The organism is Bradyrhizobium sp. BWC-3-1 (genome assembly GCF_032917965.1).
Taxonomy (GTDB): Bacteria; Pseudomonadota; Alphaproteobacteria; order Rhizobiales; family Xanthobacteraceae; genus Bradyrhizobium; species Bradyrhizobium canariense_D.
In genome coordinates, this window is record NZ_CP136625.1 from 3,651,332 (window position 1) to 3,674,622 (window position 23,291).

General features: G+C 60.7%; 22 protein-coding genes and 1 pseudogene. 8 read left to right on the forward strand and 15 right to left on the reverse strand.

Annotated features, from left to right (window positions below):
* The first annotated feature begins 70 nt into the window (after positions 1-70).
* The 4 genes from RX329_RS17515 (at position 71) to RX329_RS17530 (ending at position 1,729) form a co-directional block, all read left to right on the forward strand.
* A complete protein-coding gene (locus RX329_RS17515; RefSeq protein ID WP_317246174.1) occupies positions 71-325 on the forward strand; it encodes a hypothetical protein in 255 nt (84 codons plus the stop codon).
* On the forward strand, positions 325-552 hold the full coding sequence (locus RX329_RS17520) for a hypothetical protein (RefSeq protein WP_317246175.1): 228 nt from the start codon (positions 325-327) through the stop codon (positions 550-552). The genes RX329_RS17515 and RX329_RS17520 overlap by 1 nt, the downstream gene beginning before the upstream one ends.
* Before the next feature lie 212 nt (positions 553-764).
* On the forward strand, positions 765-989 hold the full coding sequence (locus tag RX329_RS17525) for a hypothetical protein (RefSeq protein ID WP_317246176.1): 225 nt from the start codon (positions 765-767) through the stop codon (positions 987-989).
* The gene (locus tag RX329_RS17530; RefSeq protein ID WP_317246177.1) at positions 986-1,729 is read left to right on the forward strand and encodes a hypothetical protein; all 744 of its coding nucleotides are present in this window, start codon (positions 986-988) and stop codon (positions 1,727-1,729) included. Before RX329_RS17525 ends, RX329_RS17530 begins: the two co-directional genes overlap by 4 nt.
* 282 nt (positions 1,730-2,011) lie before the next feature.
* Here the strand turns inward: RX329_RS17530 and RX329_RS17535 are convergent, their stop codons facing one another.
* Positions 2,012-3,004 carry a hypothetical protein gene (locus tag RX329_RS17535; protein ID WP_317246178.1) on the reverse strand — a complete coding sequence of 331 codons (993 nt, stop codon included), beginning with the start codon at positions 3,002-3,004 and terminating at the stop codon, positions 2,012-2,014.
* Positions 3,005-3,514: 510 nt separating this feature from the next.
* Between RX329_RS17535 and RX329_RS17540 the strand changes: the two genes are divergently transcribed.
* On the forward strand, positions 3,515-5,797 hold the full coding sequence (locus tag RX329_RS17540; protein WP_317246179.1) for a hypothetical protein: 2,283 nt from the start codon (positions 3,515-3,517) through the stop codon (positions 5,795-5,797).
* Positions 5,798-5,913: 116 nt separating this feature from the next.
* Positions 5,914-6,981, forward strand: a complete 1,068-nt coding sequence (locus RX329_RS17545) for a hypothetical protein (RefSeq protein WP_317246180.1) — start codon at positions 5,914-5,916, stop codon at positions 6,979-6,981.
* 13 nt (positions 6,982-6,994) lie between these two features.
* Here the strand turns inward: RX329_RS17545 and RX329_RS17550 are convergent.
* The 6 genes and pseudogenes from RX329_RS17550 to RX329_RS17575 all read right to left on the reverse strand — a co-directional run.
* Positions 6,995-7,201: pseudogene (locus tag RX329_RS17550) on the reverse strand (DUF2130 domain-containing protein); the annotation flags it as partial.
* A gap of 55 nt (positions 7,202-7,256) precedes the next feature.
* The gene (gene tnpC / locus RX329_RS17555; RefSeq protein ID WP_317246424.1) at positions 7,257-8,828 is read right to left on the reverse strand and encodes an IS66 family transposase; all 1,572 of its coding nucleotides are present in this window, start codon (positions 8,826-8,828) and stop codon (positions 7,257-7,259) included.
* Positions 8,829-8,901: 73 nt separating this feature from the next.
* Entirely contained in the window at positions 8,902-9,072 is a 171-nt protein-coding gene (tnpB, locus tag RX329_RS17560) for an IS66 family insertion sequence element accessory protein TnpB (RefSeq protein ID WP_317246181.1), read from the reverse strand.
* On the reverse strand, positions 9,002-9,244 hold the full coding sequence (locus tag RX329_RS17565) for a hypothetical protein (RefSeq protein WP_317246182.1): 243 nt from the start codon (positions 9,242-9,244) through the stop codon (positions 9,002-9,004). The genes tnpB and RX329_RS17565 overlap by 71 nt, the downstream gene beginning before the upstream one ends.
* Positions 9,245-9,486: 242 nt before the next feature.
* Positions 9,487-10,206 (reverse strand): helix-turn-helix domain-containing protein, encoded by a 720-nt coding sequence (locus RX329_RS17570; protein ID WP_317246183.1) that lies wholly within the window; start codon positions 10,204-10,206, stop codon positions 9,487-9,489.
* Positions 10,203-11,336, reverse strand: coding sequence for a ParB/RepB/Spo0J family partition protein (locus RX329_RS17575; protein WP_317246184.1), 1,134 nt, complete (start codon positions 11,334-11,336; stop codon positions 10,203-10,205). Before RX329_RS17575 ends, RX329_RS17570 begins: the two co-directional genes overlap by 4 nt.
* A gap of 777 nt (positions 11,337-12,113) precedes the next feature.
* On the opposite strand from RX329_RS17575, the gene RX329_RS17580 reads away from it, so the two are divergent.
* The gene (locus RX329_RS17580) at positions 12,114-12,824 is read left to right on the forward strand and encodes a hypothetical protein (protein ID WP_317246185.1); all 711 of its coding nucleotides are present in this window, start codon (positions 12,114-12,116) and stop codon (positions 12,822-12,824) included.
* Positions 12,825-13,269: 445 nt separating this feature from the next.
* On the opposite strand, the gene RX329_RS17585 is transcribed toward RX329_RS17580, so the two are convergent.
* The 5 genes from RX329_RS17585 to RX329_RS17605 form a co-directional block, all read right to left on the reverse strand.
* Entirely contained in the window at positions 13,270-14,244 is a 975-nt protein-coding gene (locus RX329_RS17585; protein ID WP_317246186.1) for a 3'-5' exonuclease, read from the reverse strand.
* Positions 14,241-16,529 carry an AAA family ATPase gene (locus RX329_RS17590; protein ID WP_317246425.1) on the reverse strand — a complete coding sequence of 763 codons (2,289 nt, stop codon included), beginning with the start codon at positions 16,527-16,529 and terminating at the stop codon, positions 14,241-14,243. Before RX329_RS17590 ends, RX329_RS17585 begins: the two co-directional genes overlap by 4 nt.
* A 146-nt stretch (positions 16,530-16,675) precedes the next feature.
* Positions 16,676-17,188 (reverse strand): hypothetical protein, encoded by a 513-nt coding sequence (locus RX329_RS17595; RefSeq protein WP_244561219.1) that lies wholly within the window; start codon positions 17,186-17,188, stop codon positions 16,676-16,678.
* Positions 17,189-17,250: 62 nt separating this feature from the next.
* Positions 17,251-17,829: a hypothetical protein gene (locus RX329_RS17600; protein ID WP_085384151.1), complete on the reverse strand. Its 579-nt coding sequence runs from the start codon at positions 17,827-17,829 to the stop codon at positions 17,251-17,253.
* On the reverse strand, positions 17,829-18,269 hold the full coding sequence (locus tag RX329_RS17605; RefSeq protein ID WP_317246187.1) for a hypothetical protein: 441 nt from the start codon (positions 18,267-18,269) through the stop codon (positions 17,829-17,831). The genes RX329_RS17600 and RX329_RS17605 overlap by 1 nt, the downstream gene beginning before the upstream one ends.
* 72 nt (positions 18,270-18,341) lie before the next feature.
* Between RX329_RS17605 and RX329_RS17610 the strand changes: the two genes are divergently transcribed.
* Positions 18,342-18,626, forward strand: coding sequence for a helix-turn-helix transcriptional regulator (locus RX329_RS17610; protein WP_085384153.1), 285 nt, complete (start codon positions 18,342-18,344; stop codon positions 18,624-18,626).
* Positions 18,627-18,784: 158 nt separating this feature from the next.
* On the opposite strand, the gene RX329_RS17615 is transcribed toward RX329_RS17610, so the two are convergent.
* From RX329_RS17615 to RX329_RS17625, 3 genes are all read right to left on the reverse strand, one after another.
* Entirely contained in the window at positions 18,785-19,075 is a 291-nt protein-coding gene (locus tag RX329_RS17615) for an ABC transporter permease subunit (RefSeq protein WP_198957605.1), read from the reverse strand.
* An 85-nt stretch (positions 19,076-19,160) separates the two neighbouring features.
* Positions 19,161-21,515 carry a membrane-bound PQQ-dependent dehydrogenase, glucose/quinate/shikimate family gene (locus RX329_RS17620; RefSeq protein WP_244561220.1) on the reverse strand — a complete coding sequence of 785 codons (2,355 nt, stop codon included), beginning with the start codon at positions 21,513-21,515 and terminating at the stop codon, positions 19,161-19,163.
* Between the two features lie 367 nt (positions 21,516-21,882).
* Positions 21,883-23,265 carry a DUF2254 domain-containing protein gene (locus tag RX329_RS17625; protein WP_085384156.1) on the reverse strand — a complete coding sequence of 461 codons (1,383 nt, stop codon included), beginning with the start codon at positions 23,263-23,265 and terminating at the stop codon, positions 21,883-21,885.
* Positions 23,266-23,291: the final 26 nt, after the last annotated feature.

The following is a 23,291-nucleotide window of genomic DNA, read 5'->3' on the forward strand; positions in this document are numbered from 1 at the left end:
ATCCGGGTTATTTGCACGGTTGACTCGACGTTCCTGTTTCGTTCTACTGGGCAAAATCCCAGGTTTGGTCATGCCCACACTCGAATATCTCCGCTTTGAAATCGAGCGCATGCGCTCGCAGGTCAGCCGCCAGCGCAAGGAAATCCTGCAGCTTCAGCGCGCCGGTTTATCAACGGCCTCGGCCGAGACTTTGCTTCAGCGGATGCTGGGCAAGGTTGACGACCTTTGCGCGGAGCGTGACCGGCAAGTGAGGGCGGCGAAGGAAGGCCCGACGTACGACTCCGGCAAACGGAAACGGAGCACCCCGGCAAATCGCAGAGCCTGATGGACAACCTTCGGCGTTTTCCGGCGCCGTGGGTGATGGTGGAGGAGGAGCAATGCTTCCGCGTGAAGGACGCGAACGGCTTCTCCATCTGCTCTGTCCCTCACCGCGAAGACCTTCACCGACGCCCTTACCAGTACGCCGAGCAATTCCTCACCCGTGACGAGGCGAGGCGGATCGCAAAGGCAATCGCCCGCTTGCCGGAGCTTTTGAAGAGGCCACAGTACTGAGGGCGTTGCTTTATTGCACCGCGTTCCCCAGCTGTTCGGCTGCCGTTCTCGTTGACGTTGAAAATACAACCTGGAATCTCGATTGCGGTTGTATGAGAGAACACCCGGGAACGCCGCTTCGGCTTCGCGGTTGGAGAGTCGCGAATAAGGTAGGTAGACTGCCCCGCCGTCGGCTCCCAACACCGGCGGCGGGCTTTTTGTGAGTTGCGTTAGTGGCAAAGCGTACCCGGGCACCGGCCAAGAAGCCGCAAGCTGCCATGCCGGGCTTTATCAGTCCCCAGCTTGCGACCCTGAAGATGAAGGCTCCTTCGGGGGCTCAGTGGATTCACGAAGTCAAATACGACGGCTACCGCATCCAGCTCCACATCGACGGCGATGACCGGAAGGCCTTCACCCGTAACGGCCACAACTGGGTCAACGGAGCTCCGCTCTGGTGAACATGCTCGCCTTGGGCTCCGATCGCTGGGTTCCTGATCCCGCGCCGGAACGTGTCGGTTGGCGCGTCTATACCTGGAAGCCGGATGAGGTCAAAAACAAGCGCGAAATCAAACTGAGCGTTCCGCCTATTGCGATCGAGATCCTTGAGAGAGTGGCGCGGTACTCGAAGCAACAGTTGGGCGCGGTCTCGACCTGGGCGTTTCCGCAGGATCGAAACAAGTACCTCGTGCGCGCTCTCGCCGCCAAACAACGTAACGATAATCGCGTACCGGCCCATCTGGACAAGGCGATTACCCCTTCTTCCCTCAATCATGCGCTTGATGCCTTGGCGGGCCGCAAACCGGGATGGCCGGATCTGCTTGCCGTCGTCGGGCTGCCTAACAGGATTGGTCCACATGATGAGCGTCGGTCTGTCACGAGTTTCTTTGAGAATTTCGGTGAAGGTGCATATGCATCCGCGCTCTTGGATCATCGCGTGAGCGGTGCAGACAAGATGTCGCGCGAGGTCGCTGCGATTACCCAGAGCGTCTACAGCGCCGCGGACCGCGTGGTGTTCAAGGCTGAAGGTATGTTGATGTGGATGGAGGCGGTGTTGCCGGCCTACGAAGCTGCAAAGAAGGATCCGCGTTTGGCGAAGGCAATTGAAATGCGAAAGGCTGCGTTGGCGCACGGGTTGCCGGAGGAGAAGACGAGAGGGGGATCCAAGGCACGGTCCGCGGGGGCGGTTGCCTCCGGTTAGGAGCGGGGCGAGTCCCTGGCGCTACTTCACTTTGCATTACCCGTTGATTTCCTATGCTGGGCCGATTGGTCTACGTCACGACGGATGTTCTGATAGTTGTTCCCGGACCGGCGCGGATCAATTCTCCTGCGGCTGTTGCGGGGCGGGGACGCTCAAGCAAGCCACCGCCCTCCCGCTCAAACGTTCGGTAATCGGCTCAGTTGCTGAAAGGGTTCGATTCAAAAAGCTATCCTGGCAAATGAGAACGTAGCGGTAGTACGTATCTATCACGACTTTGTCTTTTCATATGTCGCGCTGTCCACGCTTGGACTCTTGCCACTCTTCTGGCGCCCAGCCGCACTCCATACATAGGCCAATGTGTCCTTCTTGGGCGCTCTGCCACTCGCATCCGCACTCAGTCACGGGACAGGAAGTGACATGCTTCACCGGGTACTCGACATCGCAGATTACGCATCGCACACGATCCTCGCTGACTAGATAAGCTGTCGGCACATCGGTGACATAGGGCTCGGCATTGCCCAAACCTGCATCATAACCGCACTCGTGGCACACAAATCGCTTCTCGTTCCGTTCATGCCCCATCAGCCGTTTGAATTGATCATCCGTCAGTTCAGGGATTAGGTGCCAGAGCTCGTTGAAAAGTCCTGTTCGCTCGTTAAAGTCGCTATCGAATTGGAAGTCGACCCATTTGCCTAGCGCAGCGAAGTGGAGCCGATCTTCCATCCAGCGCCGGCCCGGATAAAGCTCGCTGTAATGCAATTGAAGAATGTCGATGATATCGAGCGGTTCGAGGCTCTTCCGGTAGATGCCAAGGTGGGAAATCTTGTTCCGCCCGCGTCGAATTTCGTCGTACTTGAATTGGAATTCTTTCGAAATCGTTGTTGAGCAAAACATGTTGTGAACGCGGATCAGCTCCGACGCATCAAGCGTTGGAAAATCCGTGAAATCCCAGACGTTCTGTTCACCCTCGGTGGGTCTCACGTCCGTGCGCTTCAATAAGAGAAAGGGGCTGACCTCGCAGATGCTCGCCTTCAATCCGATTTCTTGGCTCTGTTGGATCAGCGTGAATATGGCTTGGAGATCGCTCTGCGCGGCAGCGATATATTGCTTCCATCCCGCTGGGCTGTCGGCCTCATCTTCTTGCTGACTTTCAGTCGCCCATTCCCCATATTCCGCCCATTCCGTGATGATGTTTGCTGTATCCGCCCAAGCCTTAAAAAAGAGCCGAAGACTCACAAGGCGCAGCTCGTCTGCAGTGGGAATATTCGTTATCACGAGGCGGCGGCTTCTGTTTTGAGTACAGTTCGCGATATTATGGCACTTGGTCAGCGTGCGACAAGAAGCTCTTCCGCCCATGAAGTAAATCGGAGCGGGATTCGCTGGGCTAGATCGTAAGCCTCCCGTCGACCAGTGCTAGAACGATGCGGCCATTGGCGGCCGAGGGAAAGCTGCACTCGGCCGTTGGGCTCACGAGTGGCATCGATCGCCCACTCTTGTCCGATCCGCATAGCACGGCAGTCCGAGTATGCGTTGATGAGGCTCGGCTATCGCAGCATTCAGCCACCGCGATATTCGGTGCAGTTCGGCGTGGTTGTTGTTCTTATTATGTTCCAGTTCTGCTAAGGGTTAACGAGCCGGATTTCCTCGAAATCCACATGTTCAACCGCTACTGGCATGGCCAAGTTCAACAACCGTCCTTGACGGGCGACAAGCCTTAAGGTCCGCTTCCATAACGCAACAGCCGGATTCTCCGCATCGCGATCCCCTCACAGCCTGTAAAAGCGCATGTCTAACTACACGCTGAATTTTGCTCCGATTTCGCTTAGCGGCAAAACCACAATTTTTGTTGGTACGCAGCCTTACAGTAAGGAAGGTTTGCACGAACTTCGTCAGCAATACCGGAACAGTCACGTTTTTCGCCGTCGCGGCATGGATGACACCATAGTGGATATTCCTGTCGCGGCTGGCGCGGAGCCTCTGGGCAATTTGCAAGAGGAGGTGGATCTCAGCCAAGCGAAGGAACATTGGCCGCAGCTATTGTCCGCGGCATTGATGCGGGCTTTTGTTGGCGCCCGAGACATAGTCTCGGATTATCCGGTGACCGTGCTGGGTTCGACGATGCGCGGACTGCTTTTTCATCGGGACCTGCCGCCATGGATTGAGCGGCGAACATCGCTGCAATTCGATACCAGATCTCACTACTTGGCGGGCGGAAGGCGCGTTGTAGGCCTCGTTTGCGAAAGTAGAACGCGAAATCTCATCAATGGGACTTGCGCCCAGCTTCTAGAATTGGGTGTGCCCATTCTGGGCCGCTATGTTCAGGTGGAACGCGGCCAAAACGATAATCGCCTTGTGCCTCGGCGTACGCTGATCGGTCGTGTCACGGCAATTGAGGACGGCGTGTTGATTCTCGACGATCATGCCGATGGGTACGACCGCATCGCCGCCACGGAGGCGTTTCCTGAATCGCGAGCGGAAGCGTTTGACGATATCGTCGGGTTTCTACTCGGCGCCAAGGCACGGCCGGTGCTCGACGAGGCAGAGAACGCAGCACGTCAGTTGCACGCAGGCCCCGGTCGCAAGAGGCAGATCGAAGAAGCTCTCGGCTTCCTCCGCGGAAAAGCAAAGTTAGAGGCTGTTGCCGGCGTTGAGATACGCATCGGTGCACTGATCAGTACGTCGGATCGCGACTTTCCGCAGACCGAGACAATGCCGAAGCCTGTGTTGGTTTTTGATCCAAGCAGTGCGCGAAAGGACGATTGGAGCGAGCGGGGTCTGAAGGCCAGCGGTCCTTATGACCAGCGGACATTCTCTCCGAAGAAGCTCAATATCGCAGTCATCTGCCAAGCAAAGCATGAAGGGCAGGTTGACCGGTTTGTCGCCAAATTCCTAGACGGCATGCCAGATTCCGTTTCAGGGAAGAAGAGCCGATATAGTGATGGCTTCATTCGACGGTTCAATCTCGAAAAGCCAAGCGTCGCATTCTTCACAACGCCGACTGCATCAGCAAATGACTACGTCCATGCAAGCCATAAAGCCCTCCAACAAGCGGCGGACGAAGGTTTTAAATGGAATCTGGCTCTGGTCCAAGTCGAAGAAGAGTTCAAGAAGTATGACGGCGAAGACAATCCCTACTACGCGACTAAAGCTGTCTTGCTGAAACGAGATATTGCTGTGCAAAGCGTCCGCCTCGAAACGATGGGTTTGTCGGACGCAAACCTTATGTACGCGATGAACCATGTCAGCTTGGCGACGTATGCAAAGGTAGGCGGTATTCCATGGTTGCTCGCGGCCAAGCAGACCGTTGCTCATGAACTTGTGATTGGTTTGGGTTCCCATACGGTGAGCGGAAGCCGGATCGGTTCACACAAGCGATTTGTAGGTATCACTACCGTTTTCTCCAGCGATGGCAGCTACCTTCTTAGTGATAAGACGGCTGTAGTTCCGTTCGAAAAATACGCGGACGCGCTCTACGACACCTTAAAGCGGGCCATCACCCAGGTCAGGAAACAGGACAACTGGCGCAGCACGGACAAGGTGCGCTTGGTGTTTCACATGTTCAAGCCGCCGAAGGATACGGAAGCAGGTGCCGTCAAGCGCACAGTCGACGATCTCGGGCTTGAGAACGTTACATTCGCATTCGTGCACATCGCTCCCAGCAATCCATACATCGTGTTCGATAACGCTCAGCCTGGCCTTGGATATGGCGATCCAAAAAAGGGTGTTTTGGGACCATCGCGCGGTCTTCACATTAAGCTCGGTGATTACGAGTCACTTGTTGTTTTCTCAGGCGCTTCCGAATTGAAGCAGGCAAGTGATGGAATGCCTCGACCGTGCTTACTCAAGCTGCACCGGCACTCAACATTCAAGGATATGACCTATCTGTCGCGTCAAGCCTTCGAATTCTCGGGGCATTCCTGGCGAATGCTGGCTCCAGAGCCGTTTCCGATCACTATTCGATATTCTGACCTTATCGCCGAGCGTCTGGCCGGTCTCGCTGATGTGCCCAATTGGGATGCAGAAGCAGTTCAGTTTGGACAGATTGGTCGAACGCTATGGTTTTTGTGACCCTCCCGACGCTTCAAGATGTTCGGCGAGGTCTGCTGGCTGAGGTGAATTTGGCGAGAGGCCTGCCGTGTCATGTTGCGGCGTTCCGAGCTTGGATACTGGATCAGAGGAGCGGGTTGGAAGCTGCTGTCAGTGAAGCGGAGGCCTTTACGGGTCAGGCGCGCCATCCGGAACATGTGGCAGCTTTCGGATTTGGAGCTGCAGCTGGGCTGCTCAATGAGAGCCAGAGGAATGTCCTAGACAATGAGCTCGAGCATTTGAGGGGGCGCGCGTTCTTCGTAGCCGGCCGTCCGCGCCGTTTTGAAGTGGATGGAATTTCCTTGCTTGGCGTGGCCCTTGGCGCAAAGTCGGAGAAATCCGACGAAGCTCAGAGGTGGTGCAGGGATATCCTGAGCAAGTCGCTGGTCGAACTCGGGAGCGACTTATGGCACCAAGGCCTTGCCAGGCTGGCATTCGTTGTTCTGGGCGACAGCAATCTCACCGTGAAGCCAGCCGAGTTGGCTGTCGTTGCTGCGGCGAAGGGTCTTGGATCGTCTTCGCAGTTTATCGAGGAAGAGGCTTGGTCCGCAGCCGTTCAATCGTGCCCGTTGGACAACCAGTCAGGGCTTGATGCCGTTCGTTTGGCCGCTTTTGATGTCATTGCAGGCCGCCTTGGTCAGATTCGGCTGGCCTCGCCGACAAGAGCGGACCTAATTGCGCTTCTGGGGAATGTCTCGCGAGGTTTCAAGCGATGGCCGTATGAGGAAAAGCCGCGAACTGCAAAATCGGCGATCACCCGCTGGGAGGTCGAGAACGAATACCACGTTCAGAGCCTTCTTTGGGTAATTCTTGCACCGGTTTTCCCAGATGTAGATGACGAAGAGAATTTACCCTCGATTGGCCACGCGAATCCACGTGCTGACCTCGCCGTCCCGTCTTTGAGAACGTTGATTGAAGTGAAGTACATCCGCAAGCCAGGACAGGCCGGCTTCAAAGCGGTGATTGACGAGATTGCGTCGGATACGGGTCTGTATTTGAGTAAATCGAGCAATTTCGATACGATCGTTGCAGTGGTGTGGGATGACTGTGCGCAGACCGAGCAGCATTACGAGCTGCAAAGCGGCATCGAGCAACTGAACGGTATAACCGCCGCGATCATCCTATCGCGTCCCTCTCTTATGAAGCGGAAGAAGACCGGGATATAGCCGGGAACAGCTCTTACTCCGCCGCTTCCCCCTTCGTCTCGATCATCAGCATGTCCAGGCTCTCGATCTCTTGCATCGCCCGACCGGCGATACCCTGCAAGTCGCCGTAGAGACCCGCCGTCGAGTCCAGCACGCCACGGAGCTGCTCCTCGCGCTTGGCCCAGAGGCGGGTCATCATCTTCCGCTCGCGGTCAAGGTCCTGGTGCATGTCGGTGAAGCGTACGCGTCCGGTGACGGCCCTGGTTAGGTCAGCTTGAACGGATGGCTGACCGCGCTTATGCGGCCTGAGCGACGTTCTGAGGTCGCCAATTCCAGGGCATGAGTTCCTGGATGCGCTTGGCGGGATGATCCGGTAGGCGCGCCAGCACGTCGGCGAGCCAAGCCTGCGGGTCGATGTCATTGAGCTTGGCGGTGGCGATGAGGCTGTAGATGGCAGCCGCGCGCCGTCCGCCTTCATCGGACCCGGCGAAGGTCCAATTTTTTCGCCCCACGGCGACCGCCCGTAGCTCACGCTCAGCAGCATTGTTCGACATGCAAAGTCGTCCGTCATCAATGAAGCGGCTAAATGCATCCCAGCGGCTGAGGCAGTAATTGATCGCTTTGGTCGTGTCGTTGTTCCTCGAGAGCTTGGCGCGCTGCTCGCGCAACCACGCCTCCAGCTCGACGATCAGGGGGCGGCTACGCTCCTGGCGCACACGCAAACGCTCCTGCGCAGTGAGACCGTTGATCTCACGTTCGATGGCGAACAGAACATCGACGCGCTTGACCGCCTCGGCGGCGATCGGCGCCTTGCTGAGCCGCGCGAGATCAAAGAACTTGCGCCTGCCGTGCGCCCAGCACGCGGCCTCGATGATCGGGCCGCCCTTGCGATTGGCCTCGTAGAGCCTGCCAAAGCCGGCGTAGGCGTCGGCCTGCATCAGTCCGGCATAGCTCGCCAGATGCTGCTCCGGATGCGCCCCGCCACGGTCGGGCGAGAAGAAGAACACGGCCGCCGGCGGATCTGGGCCGGCAAACGGACGGTCGTCGCGCACATAGGTCCAGAGCCGGCCAGTCCGGGTCTTGCCCTTGGCCAGGACCGGCACCGTGGTGTCATCTGCGTGGATGCGCTCGGCTGCGAAGACGTGGCTCCGGATCGCATCGACCAAAGGCATCAGGGTTGCCGCGGAGGCACCTACCCAGTCCGCGAGCGTCGATACGTCGAGGTCGATGCCTTCACGCTGGTAGACATCGCTCTGACGATGAAGCGGCAGGTGCAGGCCATACTTGGCGAACAGGACATGGGCCAGCAGCTTGGACCCTGCACGCCCGCGCGCAATCGGATGCGAGGGGGCCGGCGGTTGGCTGATCGCTTCGCAGGCCCGGCAGACGAGCTTCTCGCGCACGTGCCGGATCACCTTCCACTGGCGCGGAACGAGCTCCAGCGTCTCGGTTACGTCCTCGCCAATCTTGCGCAATCGGCTGTCGCCACAGCATGGGCAGGTGGCCGGCACCGGATAGACAATGCGCTCCCGCGGCAAATGCTCCGGCAGCGACCGACGGGCTGGCTTGCGGCGCTCGAACGATGGCACCGCAATCTTCTCGGCTGCCATCTGCGCCGCGGTCTCAGCTTGAGCCGCGGTCTCCTCCAGGTCGGCGAGCTGTAGCTCGAGTTGGTCCAGCAATGCGCCTCGCTCGGAGGACTGTCCGAACTGCTCGTGCCGGAGCTTCTTGATCGTGAGCTTGAGCTTCTCGATCAGCAAGGTCCCCGCTTGGGCCTCGGCTTCCGCGGCCAACCGGGCCGCTCGCTCGGCGCGCAGCATCGCCTGCAGCGTGGTCACATCGTCGGGAAGAGAATCATCGGCGGCCATCGCCGACCAGAGAATCACAAGGCGCGGTCTCTGTCCGGACCGCTGATCATGCCACCGATTCAAATCCCAGCGATCAGCCAGCCGCCTGCGGTCGCCAGGTATGTTGCGGCATCCGCCAGTCGATGCCCTCCAGCAGGTAGCCAAGCTGGGCTGGGGTGATTGTCACCACGCCATCAGTCGACGATGGCCACAGGAAGCGGCCGCGCTTTGGCGTCGTCCAGCTCGCGCTCCTTGCGCAACACATCCGCCTGAGCCTTCTGCGCCACGGCCAGCTTCTCGGTGTTCGTCGCCAGCAACTGCTGCATGTCCGTCAGCTGCCGGTCGCGCGCGGTGATTTCGTCGGCCAGGGCAAGTCGCGCCTTCCTGGCCTCGGCCTCCGCGATGGAGAAGCGCTCCGCCTTCAGTTTCGTCGCCACCTGCTCGTCGATGGTCTCGCGCGCCTTGCTGAGCTCGCTCTGCGCCTCGCGCAGCTGAGCCTTACGGCGGCCGAAGTCCGCTTCCTTGGCCAGCTGCTGCTCAAAACGGCGGCGGGTGTCGGCGTGGAGGGGTCAACGAGCGCGTCGGTCACTGGGATCTGCGTCCGCCCTGCAATTTACTTGCAGCGGCTCGAGAGAGGCATCCGTTGCGAAGACGTGATAGCCCGATCGGACGCCATGAACTAAGCACCAGCTTGTGATATCTCAGCTTCGAAGTACTTCCACGACCTGATCTTCGTGTTGCTTTTCACGGCCCGCGCGCCGACCTTAATCAGGGACGACGTCACCATTTGATCTCCCAAGCGCTTTAGCCATTCGACGACGGGCCACAGGTTTTGGATGCCAGGTGAATCCCAATCGATAGCGGTGCCGAGTTGGACGGAAATCTCTACTATGGTTCTGGCTGCGTAGTTCCACGCGTCGAGATCCGGACGGTGGGGTTCCCAGTATTCCGGGAAGAAGACTACTGGTTGATTCAGTCTTGCTGGTTGATCCTTACCGATTACGGTGAACGTGGTTCCGGTAGCATCCGGAATCTCCTTCTGGTTGCTACCTGAACCTTCTTCCGGTACCGCGGGGGAGGAAGGACCGGGATTTGGGGTTTGTGTGGCTGCCGACACCACCTCGTTTCGGTCGATGAGAATGGTAATCACGTCAGAGGTGCGTTTGCGGTTAAGGTATCGCGGCCGACGTTCGATGAGCCCCTCCGATTCTAACGCCTTCAGCGCAGAATTCACTGCCCGTGAGGTGAAGCCCGTGCGCTCTGCAATGGTGTCTTGTTTCGGCCAGACATCGTTGTCGCCGCGTTGTTCATTATGGTGATCGCAGAGCTCCAAGAGGACCAACTTTTTAGTTGGACTGACGCTCTGTTTCCACGCCCACTCATATGCGCGCAAGCTCATTGGGAAGAGGCCTCGATCCACGCGAGGAACTTCTCACGAGCCGTGCTCGACGCCCCAAGCCAAGCCTCCTTCAGTGCTGAGAGGTCGGAAGAGTCGATTTCGGCGTCGGCCGACAACGACAAGGGTTCCGTCGCCTCCCGGCCTTTTGCCGTGGATGACGCGCGCATTTCCCTTCGCGCCTGCATCGCAGAAACCTGGGCTCCAGCTGCGGCCTGTTCGATGAGCCACTCCTGGGTCGCCGGCGGGAGGTGCGGCAGGGCGTCGAGCTCGGCCCCAGCATCGAGAGCAGTCCCGGCGACCCGCGTCAGCGTGGCGGAGCCGATACGGTCAGCTCGCTGAATCGCCCGCTGAATAGTACGCTGCGATCGCCCCGTCTCATTGGCGGTATCCTCCGAAAAAGACGCTCGCGCCAACATGGCGGCAGCGTGTCGCCGTCCTTGTCGGGCATTGGCGGCGGCCGCGCCTTTGGCCTGGCCATTGCCCTTCCCGTGCCGCAGTTCGTATAACTCGCGGCGGCGGGCCATGTATCGAGCTTCGTCGGCAGGGCCAAGGTTCGCCCTCGCCAGAACTGCCTCGACCTTCCACCACTCCGCATTGCTATCGTCGAGAGCAACCACGCGGCAAAGTATCTCGTGGTGTCCGAGATTCCTCGCCGCGTTGATCCGCTGCATCCCGCTAACGAGTACAAACTTGTCTGCGTCGGTCGGGTCCGGCCGGACGACGACCGGATGGATGAGGCCGCTCTCCGCAATCGAATCCATCAATTTCGAGACCGAGGCCTTGACCACGCCGCGTAGCCGGTTCCCCATTATGATGTCAGCCAGAGCCACATGCCGGAAGATGTCGAGCCCGGTGTTGTTCTCGGCGCCGAGTTCAAAGGGATTGGGCGGCAATGGCGTTCGCTGAGCCTCAGAAGAATCGTTCGATGCGTCGGTTTTGCGAAGGGACGGCGCCACGTCGGCAGCGCCCTGTGGGCGCTCGTGTTCTTCGTCAGGGCGATCAACGTGCCTTAATCTAGGAAAAGCGAAGGGCAGGGGGAGGGCAGCCATGCCAGGAGCCGTCGCCTGCTCTGGCACGTGCTGCGGGGTGTCCCCAGGCTCACTGATCTCGCTGATCGAATGCTGATCCAACCCGTCCTCCTGCCGTTTGGCACGGGCTCGATCTTCGCAGGTTCCCTTGCTGTTCGGCAAATTTCTCAGACGCAGCAAATTAGTTGACGAGCCCCGAGCGCTTCAGGTGCTGTCAACATTTGAGCGGCAAACGGACAAAAAGTTTTCCACTGCATTTGTGCAGGGAAGGGTAAAGCCGACCGTTCGGTGGGCATTTGAGCGTTTGGGAGAGCTGAGGGAGATGATGGCCGAGCAGGTCGATGGGGTCAAGACCGACTTTACGTTTTGCCGTGGTGCCCGAGTATCCATAGCCAAACTGGACCGAGCGCACACACTTATTCGCCAAGGTCGGGACGCCGGCTGAACCGAAGTTGTCGGCGCCGCCACCCTTGCGAAACTACGGATCGTCGCAGGATCTCTGAAGCAACGCTTGGGAAACCAGGCCACGTCGTTTGGAAAAGAGGCAGCGGTTAACGCGATTTAACGATGTTCTGTCGTCGAAGCTGTTTTTGGGTGAGCGCCGATTATCTTTGACGTGTCCGCCACGTTGGAGCGTGGTTGTGCAGCTTGGAGAGGCTGCCGGACCTCCGGACCCGGGGCCACTTCGTGGCGAAGGCGGTGAAGGCTTCTCCATCTAGACCTAGCCTTCTCCTCGGGACGCCTCGTGCACCCTTATGAAAATCACCTGAATCGACGCCCTCGGGACGTCAATTGACGCGTATCGTTGTCGTTGCGCGATGCGATTGGCGTCTCAATGGCCGAGCACAGGGAGACTAGTCCTCGGACTAGTCCTGCGAAATGAGAGTCCATGTCGGCGCCCAATCCACCTCGAAGCTTGGTCCTGATACCGCTGATGACGGTCCGGGTTCGGATACCTGTGACGAAGCTCAATTCGACGAGAAGGTCGCTGAACTCGGGCTGGAGCGGACCACCGCCTATGTTCGTGTAGCTCGAGCAAAGACGAGGGTTTCTGACGCAGCCACGAAAAAGCGAGAGTACCGAGCGGAGCGGAAAGCCAAAGGTTTCGAGCAATACGTTGTCGAAGTGCCAATGGACCAGGAAGCAAAGGACACGGTCTACGCCGTGGCGCAGGCGATCGTCACCGACCAGAAGGACAGCAAGAATCTGCGTTCGACCATCCTGTCCATCGTTTCGAGCGAGTCTTTGCTCGAACTCGCCCAGCTGCTCATCGCATCAGGGGTGGATGCCTCCTCAATCATCGAGCTGATCAAGCGGGGAGACTTAGCCAGGATCGCCGCGATCCACGCTACGCGTCCTATGCTTCTTGAAGACCTCTGCTGCGCGGCGAAGACCAATGACCAATTTATGTCGGTCCTAGAAAGTCTTCTCTGTCATGCTGACGACATATCGGACGGCTCAGCGAAGGGCTTGCTGGAGGCGGCTGCCGCGGCCTGGGGCCGCCCCGAGGTGCTCGGCTTCATCAAGGTTCGCCAGCTTGGCGGCCTCCGTGCTCGCCTGTTGGGTTGGCTCTTGGGAGACGCTCACTAGCCAATCGGAAGCGGCACCGGCCAAGTCATCTCCGAGCAGAATGTCTAGCGATCGACAGCAGCTCTTCGGCACGCGGAAGGGCTTGTCCTACGGCTTGTCCTCGCGTGGGGTTGTACTGGTTCGTTACATTTGCAAATATGGCGCGTGTGGTCTGTTGGCCATAACTCCGCTAGTTGATCGTGTGGACGGCATATCGGGGCCTTCTCTTTGGAAAATCTTCCGAAGATAGTTGAGCTCGGCGTTGTGAACGTCGGCGTCCGCGTACAACGACTTGGGGCGCCCGTCGGCACCGTCGCTCCAACGGTGTCCAGGCTGATTGACTAGATCATTGATCGCGAACGGGGCGTCGATGACCCTGATGCGACGCTTGGAACGTCGAGCCCGATCGAAGGTTGCGCGCCAGGATCTTCAACACGGCCTAGCAGTCGTCGGGCGGCGGTGTGGGTCATGAACTGGATCTCGCGGAGAGGCTTTCCGCCTGATCACCGACTTTCCGAACATCGCTCAGCATCCGATCGGAGTAGCGTTCGTAGGCGGTCAACTTGACAAAAGAGATATCGGGATTCGGTTTTCTGTAGACGCGCTCCCGAAGGAACGCGATCTCTGCCACGACGTCCTCTTCGCCAAGCTCGACGAACCAGCATTTCGGCCTATCGGGCGAGCCGGGATGCCATCTGTATCCTCGTTGCTTCAGCGCTTCTCGTGCGGCGAACGGAGTGTCGCCGGCCGATATGCGCGCGGTCGTCCGTCGCGCCGACGCGAGCAGCGTCGCGAACGCTGTCGAGCCGCTCCGCGGAAGCTTGCGTCGGAGGACCTCGACGCCGGCGTAGCAGTCGTCCGCGGCCCTGTGTGAATCGAAGTAGAAGCCGAAGCCGGCGGCGATCTGTCCTAGCTTCGCTCCTTCGAACCCCTCGGCGGACCAGTCGATCTCCTTGAGCGAGCAGGCCCAAGGCTTGTCTCTGAAGACGGGCCAAAGTCGCTCGCAGAAGGCTCTATCGAAAGCGCAGTTGTGCGCGACGACCACGGCGCACTCGCGTGCGGCGGCCTCGACGGTGGCGGCGTCGATCGACATGCCCTTCACGGCGGCGTCGGTAATGCCCGTAAGGCGCGACACGGCCTCGGGGATGGGAAAACCGGGATCGCGCAAGCCCGAGTAGGCTTGGCCGACCCAGACGATCTCGCCGTCGGCGCGGTAGCCGAACGGCACCATCGCGAGCTCAATGACGGTATCCTTGCCTGCGTCGAGCCCGGTCGTCTCCACGTCGACGAAAAGCCCCCGTCGAAAGAGGTCGGCTGGCACCGGAGCGGGGGCAGGCTCCGCCAGCCGCCTCAGAACCCGAAACCGGCCCGAGGATTCAAGCAAGGCAGCGATCTCCTCCAGGTCGCGGTCGCCCATGTCGATCGGAAAATGCAGGCTCATGACCGAATCCTCGACATTGCGAGGAGATCGGCGACGGCGAGGCCGTCGATGCGGCGCGCCTGCAGCAGGATCTTCACGATCTCTTCAAGTACGGGACGATGCGCAGTCAGCTTGGCGATACAGCTCTCGGCCGCCTTCTGAAGTTCTTCGTGCGCTGCCCGTCTGACTTCGGGATAGCTCATGAGCTCCTCGGTGTCGTCGAGCGATCCGAAGAACAGCAGCGGTACAGGACCGGCCAGCCCAAGCGAGCCGACCATGGCGGCGGCGGTGGTGGTCAGGAGGTGGATATCCGATCCCCTACGACCGCCCGAGCCGTGCGAATGTTCGGACAGCAGCAAGCTCTCCGCGGTGCGTCCTGCGATCAGAGTTTCCAGCCGAAGACGATAGTCCGAGTAGGTACCTGCGAACGGCGGAGACTTGGTGCGCACCGTGGCGCCGCGGCGCTGGCCGACGGCCGCGATGTTCGCGAATACGTTCTCCGGCGCGCCGAAATTAAGCACGTCCATGAGGATGTGACCGGCTTCGTGGATCGCGACTCGCCGTTGCGTATCGAAGTCGCGGTCCTCGTCGGGCGAGACCACGGCGCGCAGGTCCGACAGCGTCAGATCTCGCGAGGCATGGCGCGCGATGCGTAGCGCGTCCTTGACGATGCGTTCGACGTCGGCGCCGGTGCTGCCGAGCGACAACATGCAGATCTCCTGCAGGTCGTCGTGGACGAGCCGACCGCCGAGCCTGAAGCGATACATCTTTTCCAGATCGTTCAGGTCGGGCAGACCGATCCTAATGATGCGGTTGAGCCGGCCCGAGCGGAGAATCGCGGGATCGCATCTGCTGAGATCGTTGGACGCTCCCAGCAGTATCAGGCCCTCGCGATTCGACGTCGCGGCGCCTTCGCGGCCGCTCGAGATTCCATCAAGCTCGGAAATGAGACCGTTGACGCAAGCGGTAACGTAGTCGGCGTGAGAATGACGCAACTTGGATCTATCGGCGAAAGAATCGCATTCGTCGATGAAAACGAGAACGGGCCGGGGCTTTGCCCTGGCGGCGGCGAAAAAATTGGTCATTTCACGAAGGAAGTGGCCGAGGTGGCCTTCCCCTGCGCCCTGAAATTGGCTGTGCGAGCAAGACGCCACCTCGAGCTTGATGCCCTCTTCGGCGGCCGAGCGTTGCATGGCCAGGGGGAGCGTTGTCTTGCCCACGCCGGGCGGTCCCACCAGGCACGCCCCGGCATCGATCGCCGACCACGGCATACCCGCTTTCCACATTTTCAGATCCGTGAGTACCGATTTTGACCAGCTCACCGCCTCGTTCATTCCGTGCAGGTCGTCGAGCGAGATGGCCCGAACCGACGCCGGCGCCCGCTTCAGGGCAACGAGGCGCTTGAGCTGGGCGAGGCATTCCTCCGGCGACCGGTCGAACCTGATGCCGATCGAGAGATCGGTGGCGGTGAGTAAGCGTGCGGCATCCTCCTCCAGCAGGTCGCGACAAGGTTTGCCGGTGACCACGCGGATCGCCAGCGCGACGATGCGAGCATCGATGGGCGGCAACACCAGCCTGATCGGGTCCGCCTTCAGCACCACGGCCGGCAGATGCGATTCGGCGTCGGGCGAGATCGCGATGAAAGGAAGCCCCAGGCATATAGCGGAGAGTGCCTCCTTCTCGAAGTCGCTCGTACCCTTGGTCTTGGGAGGCTGGGTCATGGTCAGGCTGACCACGTCGAAATCCTCCCGCCGGCCCAAGTTACCGGTATCCATCACCCGCACGCCTTCCGGAAAGAGGACGTTCTGCCAGTTGCCGATCACGGCCTGCAGCAGCTCGCGCTCGGCGACGTCGATGGCGACCACCGGCGCCGCAAGCTTCAGCCGATCGAGCGCGTCTTTGCGACCGTCGAACAGGCGGGCGAGGAGGAGGCGCGCCGCGACCTTGGCAGCGGTCACCGGGTATGCGGGACCGGGCTTGGGCCTGTCGGGAAACGTCTCCACCTCCTCGCCGTCGAGCAGCTCGATGGCATGTCGGCGGCTGAGTTGCGAGAACGACAGCCGGTCCGAAGCCGTCGACGGCGCCCTTCTTCGGCCCTTGCCTCCATTCTTCGGAGGCGTGCCACTTCGTTTCATCGCCTTCACGAAAGCGGCACGCAGCCTGAATTGCGCAGCGTCCCGCCAGTCATCCCGATAGACCTCGAGCTCCAGCGGACCCATGCCCGCGACGTCTTTGGACGGCGTCGTGTCGTTGGAGGCGGCGACGCTGTCCGGCGCCACGGCGATCTTCGGCAGGGTAGGAGACATCGTCAGGTCATCACCTTGGGGTTCGGCTGAGGTTGAGGTCGGTGTTGTTCGCCGGCGATGGCCAACGACTTGCAGCCCGACGCCAGCGGTGTCCAAGTCACCGACGACGCGAACGGGGAAGCGCTGATCGCAAGCCCTGCTGAAGGTCAGACCTGCTGCCCCTTCCGAGGCGGCGTGGACCGCTTGAGGCACGACAGCATGTTCGCCACCAGCCACGAGATGGCGAGCTGCTCGCGTAGCCGGGCCGCGAGCGGCATCTGCCGAAGCTTGATGGAGAGCACGAGCGCTGCAGCCGGGTCGTCGAAGGCGCAGGCCAGCAGAACTGTCATCGCGAAGTCGACCTTGATGCCGATGGCGTCGGGCGACTTGCAGTCGATCACCATGGCGATGGCGGCCGCGGTGTCGCCGGCGATCGCGCGGCGCCACTCCGGGATCGTGGTGGTCGTACCGCGCACGAAGGCCGTCACCTCCGCCTTGAAGGCGTTGTCGAACTCTTCGGCGGGGACGGTCCGCCAGTAGCTCAGCACGCGGGGCCGGCCGGAGCCGTGGCGGCGGGCTGGATCGTGCCGTTCGTCGTCGTCGTAGTTCTTCAGGTCGACCTCCACCGATCGCGCAGCCAACTGCGCGTTCGTTGCGATTGATGATGTTGCGCGGATCATTCTGCTGAAGATCCACGGCGGGCCATGCCATGCCTCGCCGGGCCACGCCCCGGCACGGGGAGCTATTTGAGCACTTCCTCGACTTGGAAGCGGCCGAACTCGGGGGTGTAGTCGCCGAGGCCGTACAAGCCGGCCACGCGGTAGAACGCGACGATGTCTTCGTGGTCGAGCAGCGAGGGCAGGAACGTACCGTGGATGACGGCGCTCCAGCCGTCGAACATGGGCCGCGTCCTGACGGTGAGTGAACCGCTGCTACGGATCCTGACGGTCGTGCGATAACGGAACCGCTCGTCCTTCCACAACTCCGGCGCGGTCTTTGGCCCGTCGTAGTCCAGGAGGGCCGGGCCGTCGGCACGGAAGGCGGCCTTGGTGGTGTTGCCCATCTTCGTCGCCTTGGCACCGTCCACGCAGACGCTCTTGATCATGTTCGCCGGCAGGCAAGGGGCACCGTTGTGCAGGTACAGCGAACCGTGGAATTCCAACTCCGCCACCCTCAGATGGTCGGCTTCGGTCCTCTCGCGCTTGTCGGTCACGGCCGCGATCTGCCTGGCCAAGGGATCGAGAGGATCGCCCAGGCGCGAGTTGCGCATCAGCATGGGGCCGATGCCGACGAGGCGGAGGGAAATGTGCGCGATGCTCATTAGGCGATCTCCAGGGGCGAGCGGTAGTCGAAGAGGGCGGGAGGCGGCGGCGCCGCCGGGGTGGGCGGCGGCGGCTTGAAGGGTGACCGCGCGTACTTGCGGAAGCGCTCCATGCCGGTGACGCCGAGGTGACAGGGATGGCAGAGGGTCGTCAGGTCCTCTGCGGCTTCGCAGCAGGTGCGGTGGTGCACCTCCAGCCTCGCCTCCCGGCGCGAGGCGAAGCACAGCCGGCACCGGTGTCCGGAGGCCTCGAGCTCCGCCAGGCGGGCCGGGCTGGTTTGCCAGGCCGCGCTGCTGATGTAGCGTCCGTAGACCGAAGCGCGATCGGCGGATTCGGCAGGAGCCTCGGAGCAGGGGGTGGAGATGGGCATGTCGTCGGCGGAAGCGGGCTCCGCAGAGGTGATCACGTTCGGCTGGCCGTCGGCGTCGGGGAAGGTCATCAGGGTCCTCGTTCGTTGCGTTGACAGGACCCTAGCGCATTTGGCGCACAAGTGCACCAGGAATGCACAATAATGGTTAACGGAAGGCAAATTGCGTCGGCGCGCGTCTGGCTGGAGATCTCTCAGGCTGAACTTGCCCTCGCATCCAAGGTGGCGAAGCGAACGATCGCGCACATCGAGAATGGTGGTCGCATTCCCCATGACCGTACTCTCAAGGCACTCGTCGATTGTCTGCAGGAGATGGGTGTCGAGTTTCTGATGGACGAACACAACGCCGAGCGGGGCGTCGGCATCCGCGTGAGGGACGCCAAGCTGCATCCTTCAATCCAGGAAAGCCGCGACCAGGGGCCGTCGTGACCTTTGCGGGTTGAGGCGTTAAGCACGACGCCCAAGCCATGATCTCTCACCCCAGAAGAACACATCGCCGCGGATCAAGTCGGTCGAGACACCCAACGTGATCGGCTTTTGGTCGGATGCCGAGTCGAAGGTCAGCGCGTAGACAAATTCCTGCATCGTCAGGTGAACGTAAAGATCACCCCGTCAAAATTGCCGGCACCGACAGCGGGATCGCCATCTTGACGAAAGCGCCGAAAAGGCTGCAAGCCGTCGACGATTGCGGCCTCCTCGGTCTCGACCGGCAGCGCCTTGAAGAATCCCATTAACAGGCAGGAGCAAAATGGGATCGTGTACGTCGGGTAGACCAACACCAGCGACCACATCGAGTTTTGCAGACCGAGCACGGCGATGATCCGGGACAATGGCAGGAACAGCAAGGTTGGAGGGATCAGGTAGGTTAGGAAGATCATGATGCGGAGAGCTTCGCGCTGTTCTCCTCGTTCTTAGTGGCCCTTGCCCCTCGCAAGTCGTATTTTCTCGACTGCCGACCAGCCGTCAGCGGCCGGTGCTCGGCAACGAGTAGGCGATCAAGGAATCGCCGATCGGCGTCTCCATGAAATGATGACCGCCGGCCATGATGACGAGATATTCGCGGCCGCCGGCCTCATAGGTGATCGGCGTGGCCTGGCCGCCGGCAGGAAGCACGTCCTTCCAGACGGTTTTTCCGGTCTTGATGTCGATGGCACGGATCAGATTGTCAGTCGTCGCTGCGATGAAGATAAGTCCGCCGGCAGTCACGACCGCGCCGCCATTGTTAGGCGTGCCAATCGTGATCGGCAGCATCGACGGGATCCCGAACGGGCCGTTCGTCCGGGCTTCACCCAACGGACGATCCCACAACGTCTTGCCGGTCTTCAGATCGATGGCGCGAATTCCGCCATAGGGCGGCTGCTTGCACAACAACCCGGTGCCGGGTAGCCGCCAGCCGGCATTGACGTTGATCGCATAGGGGGAACCGAGCTGTGGATCGCCCGCGCCTTCCTGCCCCCCGATTTCGCCGCGCGCCTGGTCCCGCGGCGCCCAACCAAGACGATTGGCCTCGTCGCGCGGCACCAGCCGATTATAGTTCGGCATGTCGTTGTAATTGGCAATGATGATGTCGCGTACGGGATCGATGGCGATGCCGCCCCAATCGGAGCCGCCATTATAGCCTGGATATTCAATCCAGTGCGGGCTGGCGGTGGGGGGCGTGAAGATGCCCTTGTAGCTCGCCTGACGAAACTGGATACGGCAGATCATCTGGTCGATTGGCGACATACCCCACATATCCTGCTCTGTGAGATCGGCCTTTCGCAAGGTGTGATAAAGCGAGAATGGCTGGGTTTTGGCGCGCTGCGCAGGCTCCACGCCGCCTTGCGGCACCGGCCTCTCTTCGACGCCGACGAGCGGCTTGCCCGTGCGGCGGTCGAGCACGAAAATGTCGCCGCGCTTGCTCGGCAACACCAGCGCCGGCACCGGCGCGCCATTGTCCGTCGGGAAGTCGATCAGCGTCGCTTGAGAGCCGAGATCGTAGTCCCAGACATCATTGTGCACGGTCTGGAAATGCCAGGCGGGCTTGCCGGTCGTAACATCTAGCGCGACCAGCGATGTCGCGAACTCCTTCTCGCGATCCGAGCGGCTGCTGCTCCAGTAATCCACGGCGGAAACCCCAAGCGGCAGATAGACGAGTCCAAGCTCCTCGTCGCCGGAGGCGGTCGTCCACATATTGGGCGTGCCCCTGGTATAGGTTTGTCCAACCTGCGGCGGTGCGCTTGCATCCGGCTTGGCCATGTCCCAGGCCCAGCGCAATGCGCCGGTTTGTGCGTCGTATCCCTGGATCACACCCGAGGGCGCGTCCCGCTTTTGCCCGTCGAGCACTTCGTGCCCGATGACGATGACGCCGCGAACGATCGTCGGCGCCGAGGTAATCGCGAACATGCCGGGATCGTGCCGGCCGACGCCCGTCGCTGTGTCGACCTGTCCGTCATATCCGAATGCCTCGCAACGCTTGCCGGTCTTCGCATCGATTGCGATCAGGCGTGCGTCGAGCGTGCCTTCGATGATGCGGCTGGCACAGGCCGCGCCCTGATCGGCATTGGACAGTTCGTAATATGCAAGGCCTCTGCAAGCCGCGGTGTACGGAATGAACTCGTCCGGGACGCGCGGGTCAAATCGCCAGATCTGCTTGCCGGTCCTGGCGTCGACGGCGATAACGATGTTCTTGGGCGTGCAGACGTAGAGGTTATCCCCCACCTTCAGCGGCGTGTTCTCTGCGCCGTATGTGCCCTTTGTATTCTTGGTAGGCAAGTCGCCCGTGTGAAAGGTCCAGACCTTGGTGAGCTTGGCGACGTTCGTCGAGTTGATCTCGTCGAGCGGCGAATAGCGGCGCGCACTGTAGCTGCCGCCATAGGCAGACCAATCTGCGCCAGTCTTCAGAGGCGAAGGATCGGTCATCGCGACGGTCGGAGACGGCATTACGCGAGGAGCGGCGCTTGCCGGCCGAAAAGCCCCGGTCATCAACACAGTTGTGGCTACCAGCAGTACAAGCCCCGCGGCGATCGTGGCCGCAGCTTCATACTGGTGGCGAATGGGGCGAAGCTTCGGCGTGAGCGCCAGGACGGCGATCAGCAAAATGGCCGGCCCGACAGTCCGGGGCACCAGCGCCCAACCGTTGGCGCCAACTTCCCAGAACGCCCAGGCGAGGGTGAGCAGGAAGAGCAGAAGGTAAAGCCATGCGCCTTCAACGCGCCGGCGGGCCAACAGGAGACCCGAGACGATCAGGACGATTCCGCTGGGCAGATAATAGAAGGAGCCTCCCAACCAAAGCAGCCAAGCACCGCCGGCCCCGAGCACGAGGCCGATCAGAACCATGACTCCTCCGAGAGTGAATGCCGCCCAATCTGCTGCGCGATATCTCTGAGCCATGCCGGTTACTCGTCATCTGTTGATAACTTTGCTCCAGATCCAAGAGTGCGTCCGTCTCTTTGGTTCCCACATTTGCGGGTACGCTTCCGGACCGCGGAGCGCCGTTGGTCTCGGGGAGGCGATGAGCTCAAGCGACCCTCAGATGGACAGTTCGTTTCTGCTCCGCTATCCTAATTTCGGGGTCATACGCATTCTCAACGTGTGTGAATACGTCTCGCTGCCTATCATAAAGACCTGCGGCTCGCTCGGCGCAGTTGCCCTGTTGATGACATGACTCTGGGTCGCCGCCTATTCCATCCTGGTGGCGCCGAACTCAACGCTGAGATCGGAAGGCGACTGTCTCAGCGATAACCTTTGGCGGATCATCGTCGCTCGGCAAAGGCAAGACCTGTTCAGTGAATTGCCCCATCGGACCTGCCCGGACCATCAGGGCAAACAGCTGATGTCGGCGTTCGACATCCTCCCTGTCGCTGCGAGCGGCAATCAGGCGACGAGCGTCCGCAAGGACGAGATCCGCGTGGTGGGAGAGCGCCGAGAGCCGGCTGGCATCGCGCTCGCAGCTTGCGAGCTGGGTCATCACCTCGATCATTCGGATCGATATTGCAGGCTGGGCGCCTGCGCTTTGCCGGATCATATGGAACATCGTCCCGAGCAGTTGATCGTATTGCACATGCGGCACCACCAGCACCGGCTGGCTTCCTCTGATCGACACTCCTGATGGCAGATGCAGGGGTACGAGATCGCAGAGCGCCGCACCCAACCGATCCAGGACCGAGAGGGCGGTGTGGGGATCGTTGATGCCGGGCGAAAGCGCCCTCACCGCGACTTCAACGAGTTGGCGAACGGCGAAGCGCAGGTCGGAAGAAATGCTGCTTGTTGCGCCCAGCGCCGTCGCATTCCGGATAGCGGCTTCGGCACCGTCGACGGGAGGATTAACCAGAGCGATGGTCGCCCCCGGAAAAACATAGTCGCCGGGGCCGATCAACAGCCGAATGGTGGCTCTATGCTTGGCCGCCCAGGTGGCCAGGCCCTCTTCGTCCAGATGCTGCAGATAACCGCGCCGCAAATCCTTCAGGGGCAGGGAGCCGATCCAGTACTCGCCCGGCGGAGGCTTCGGCTGCGGATCCTGGACCGTTAGCTGGCGCATAGCGCTGCGGAGGTCTTCACTGACGAGTTCGACGACAGTTTCCACGTTGATCCGGCCGGCGACGTGACCAACGAAGTAGACGAGCATCGCCACACAAGCCAATGCCAGCAGAATTCCAACGCTCAACGATAGATGAGGGACGAAGCCCCCCTCGGGCTCTGTCCGGATGCTTCTCAGCACGACGAGAGCGTAACAGAAGGTGCCGAGCAACATCCCCAGCGTGAGTTGATTGCCGCGATCGCGAGTGAAATTGCGCAGCAGTCGCGGCCCCATCTGACCTGCAGCGAGAGACAACGCGGCAATAGTGATCGAGAACACGGTTCCAGCGACACCGATCGTCGCGCCGGCTACGGTGCCGAGCAGGGTGCGAGCGCCGGTCGCGCCGCCGTCGTACATCCAACTCTGTAGATTTGAGAGGTAGACTGTGTTGCTCTGGTCAATATGAACGAGGGTGAAGGCGCCGATCAGGCTGCAAAGCACCATGAGCATAGGCACCAGCCAGAATGTCTCGCCAAGGTCGGCCAGCAGTTTTTCAGCGCGGGCGAGCATATTTTGAGCCGTATAACCACATCGAA

Coding starts and splice junctions, on each gene's coding strand:
- RX329_RS17515 (WP_317246174.1), top strand. CDS start 71: ATGCCCACACTCGAATATCTCCGCTTTGAAATCGAGCGCATGCGCTCG.
- RX329_RS17620 (WP_244561220.1), bottom strand. CDS start 21,515: ATGGTTCTGATCGGCCTCGTGCTCGGGGCCGGCGGTGCTTGGCTGCTT.
- RX329_RS17600 (WP_085384151.1), bottom strand. CDS start 17,829: ATGAGCATCGCGCACATTTCCCTCCGCCTCGTCGGCATCGGCCCCATG.
- RX329_RS17605 (WP_317246187.1), bottom strand. CDS start 18,269: ATGACCTTCCCCGACGCCGACGGCCAGCCGAACGTGATCACCTCTGCG.
- RX329_RS17570 (WP_317246183.1), bottom strand. CDS start 10,206: ATGAGCTTGCGCGCATATGAGTGGGCGTGGAAACAGAGCGTCAGTCCA.
- RX329_RS17580 (WP_317246185.1), top strand. CDS start 12,114: ATGAGAGTCCATGTCGGCGCCCAATCCACCTCGAAGCTTGGTCCTGAT.
- RX329_RS17610 (WP_085384153.1), top strand. CDS start 18,342: ATGGTTAACGGAAGGCAAATTGCGTCGGCGCGCGTCTGGCTGGAGATC.
- RX329_RS17625 (WP_085384156.1), bottom strand. CDS start 23,265: ATGCTCGCCCGCGCTGAAAAACTGCTGGCCGACCTTGGCGAGACATTC.
- RX329_RS17520 (WP_317246175.1), top strand. CDS start 325: ATGGACAACCTTCGGCGTTTTCCGGCGCCGTGGGTGATGGTGGAGGAG.
- tnpC (WP_317246424.1), bottom strand. CDS start 8,828: ATGGCCGCCGATGATTCTCTTCCCGACGATGTGACCACGCTGCAGGCG.
- RX329_RS17595 (WP_244561219.1), bottom strand. CDS start 17,188: ATGATCCGCGCAACATCATCAATCGCAACGAACGCGCAGTTGGCTGCG.
- RX329_RS17590 (WP_317246425.1), bottom strand. CDS start 16,529: ATGTCTCCTACCCTGCCGAAGATCGCCGTGGCGCCGGACAGCGTCGCC.
- tnpB (WP_317246181.1), bottom strand. CDS start 9,072: ATGTGTTGCGCAAGGAGCGCGAGCTGGACGACGCCAAAGCGCGGCCGC.
- RX329_RS17540 (WP_317246179.1), top strand. CDS start 3,515: ATGTCTAACTACACGCTGAATTTTGCTCCGATTTCGCTTAGCGGCAAA.
- RX329_RS17585 (WP_317246186.1), bottom strand. CDS start 14,244: ATGAGCCTGCATTTTCCGATCGACATGGGCGACCGCGACCTGGAGGAG.
- RX329_RS17615 (WP_198957605.1), bottom strand. CDS start 19,075: ATGATCTTCCTAACCTACCTGATCCCTCCAACCTTGCTGTTCCTGCCA.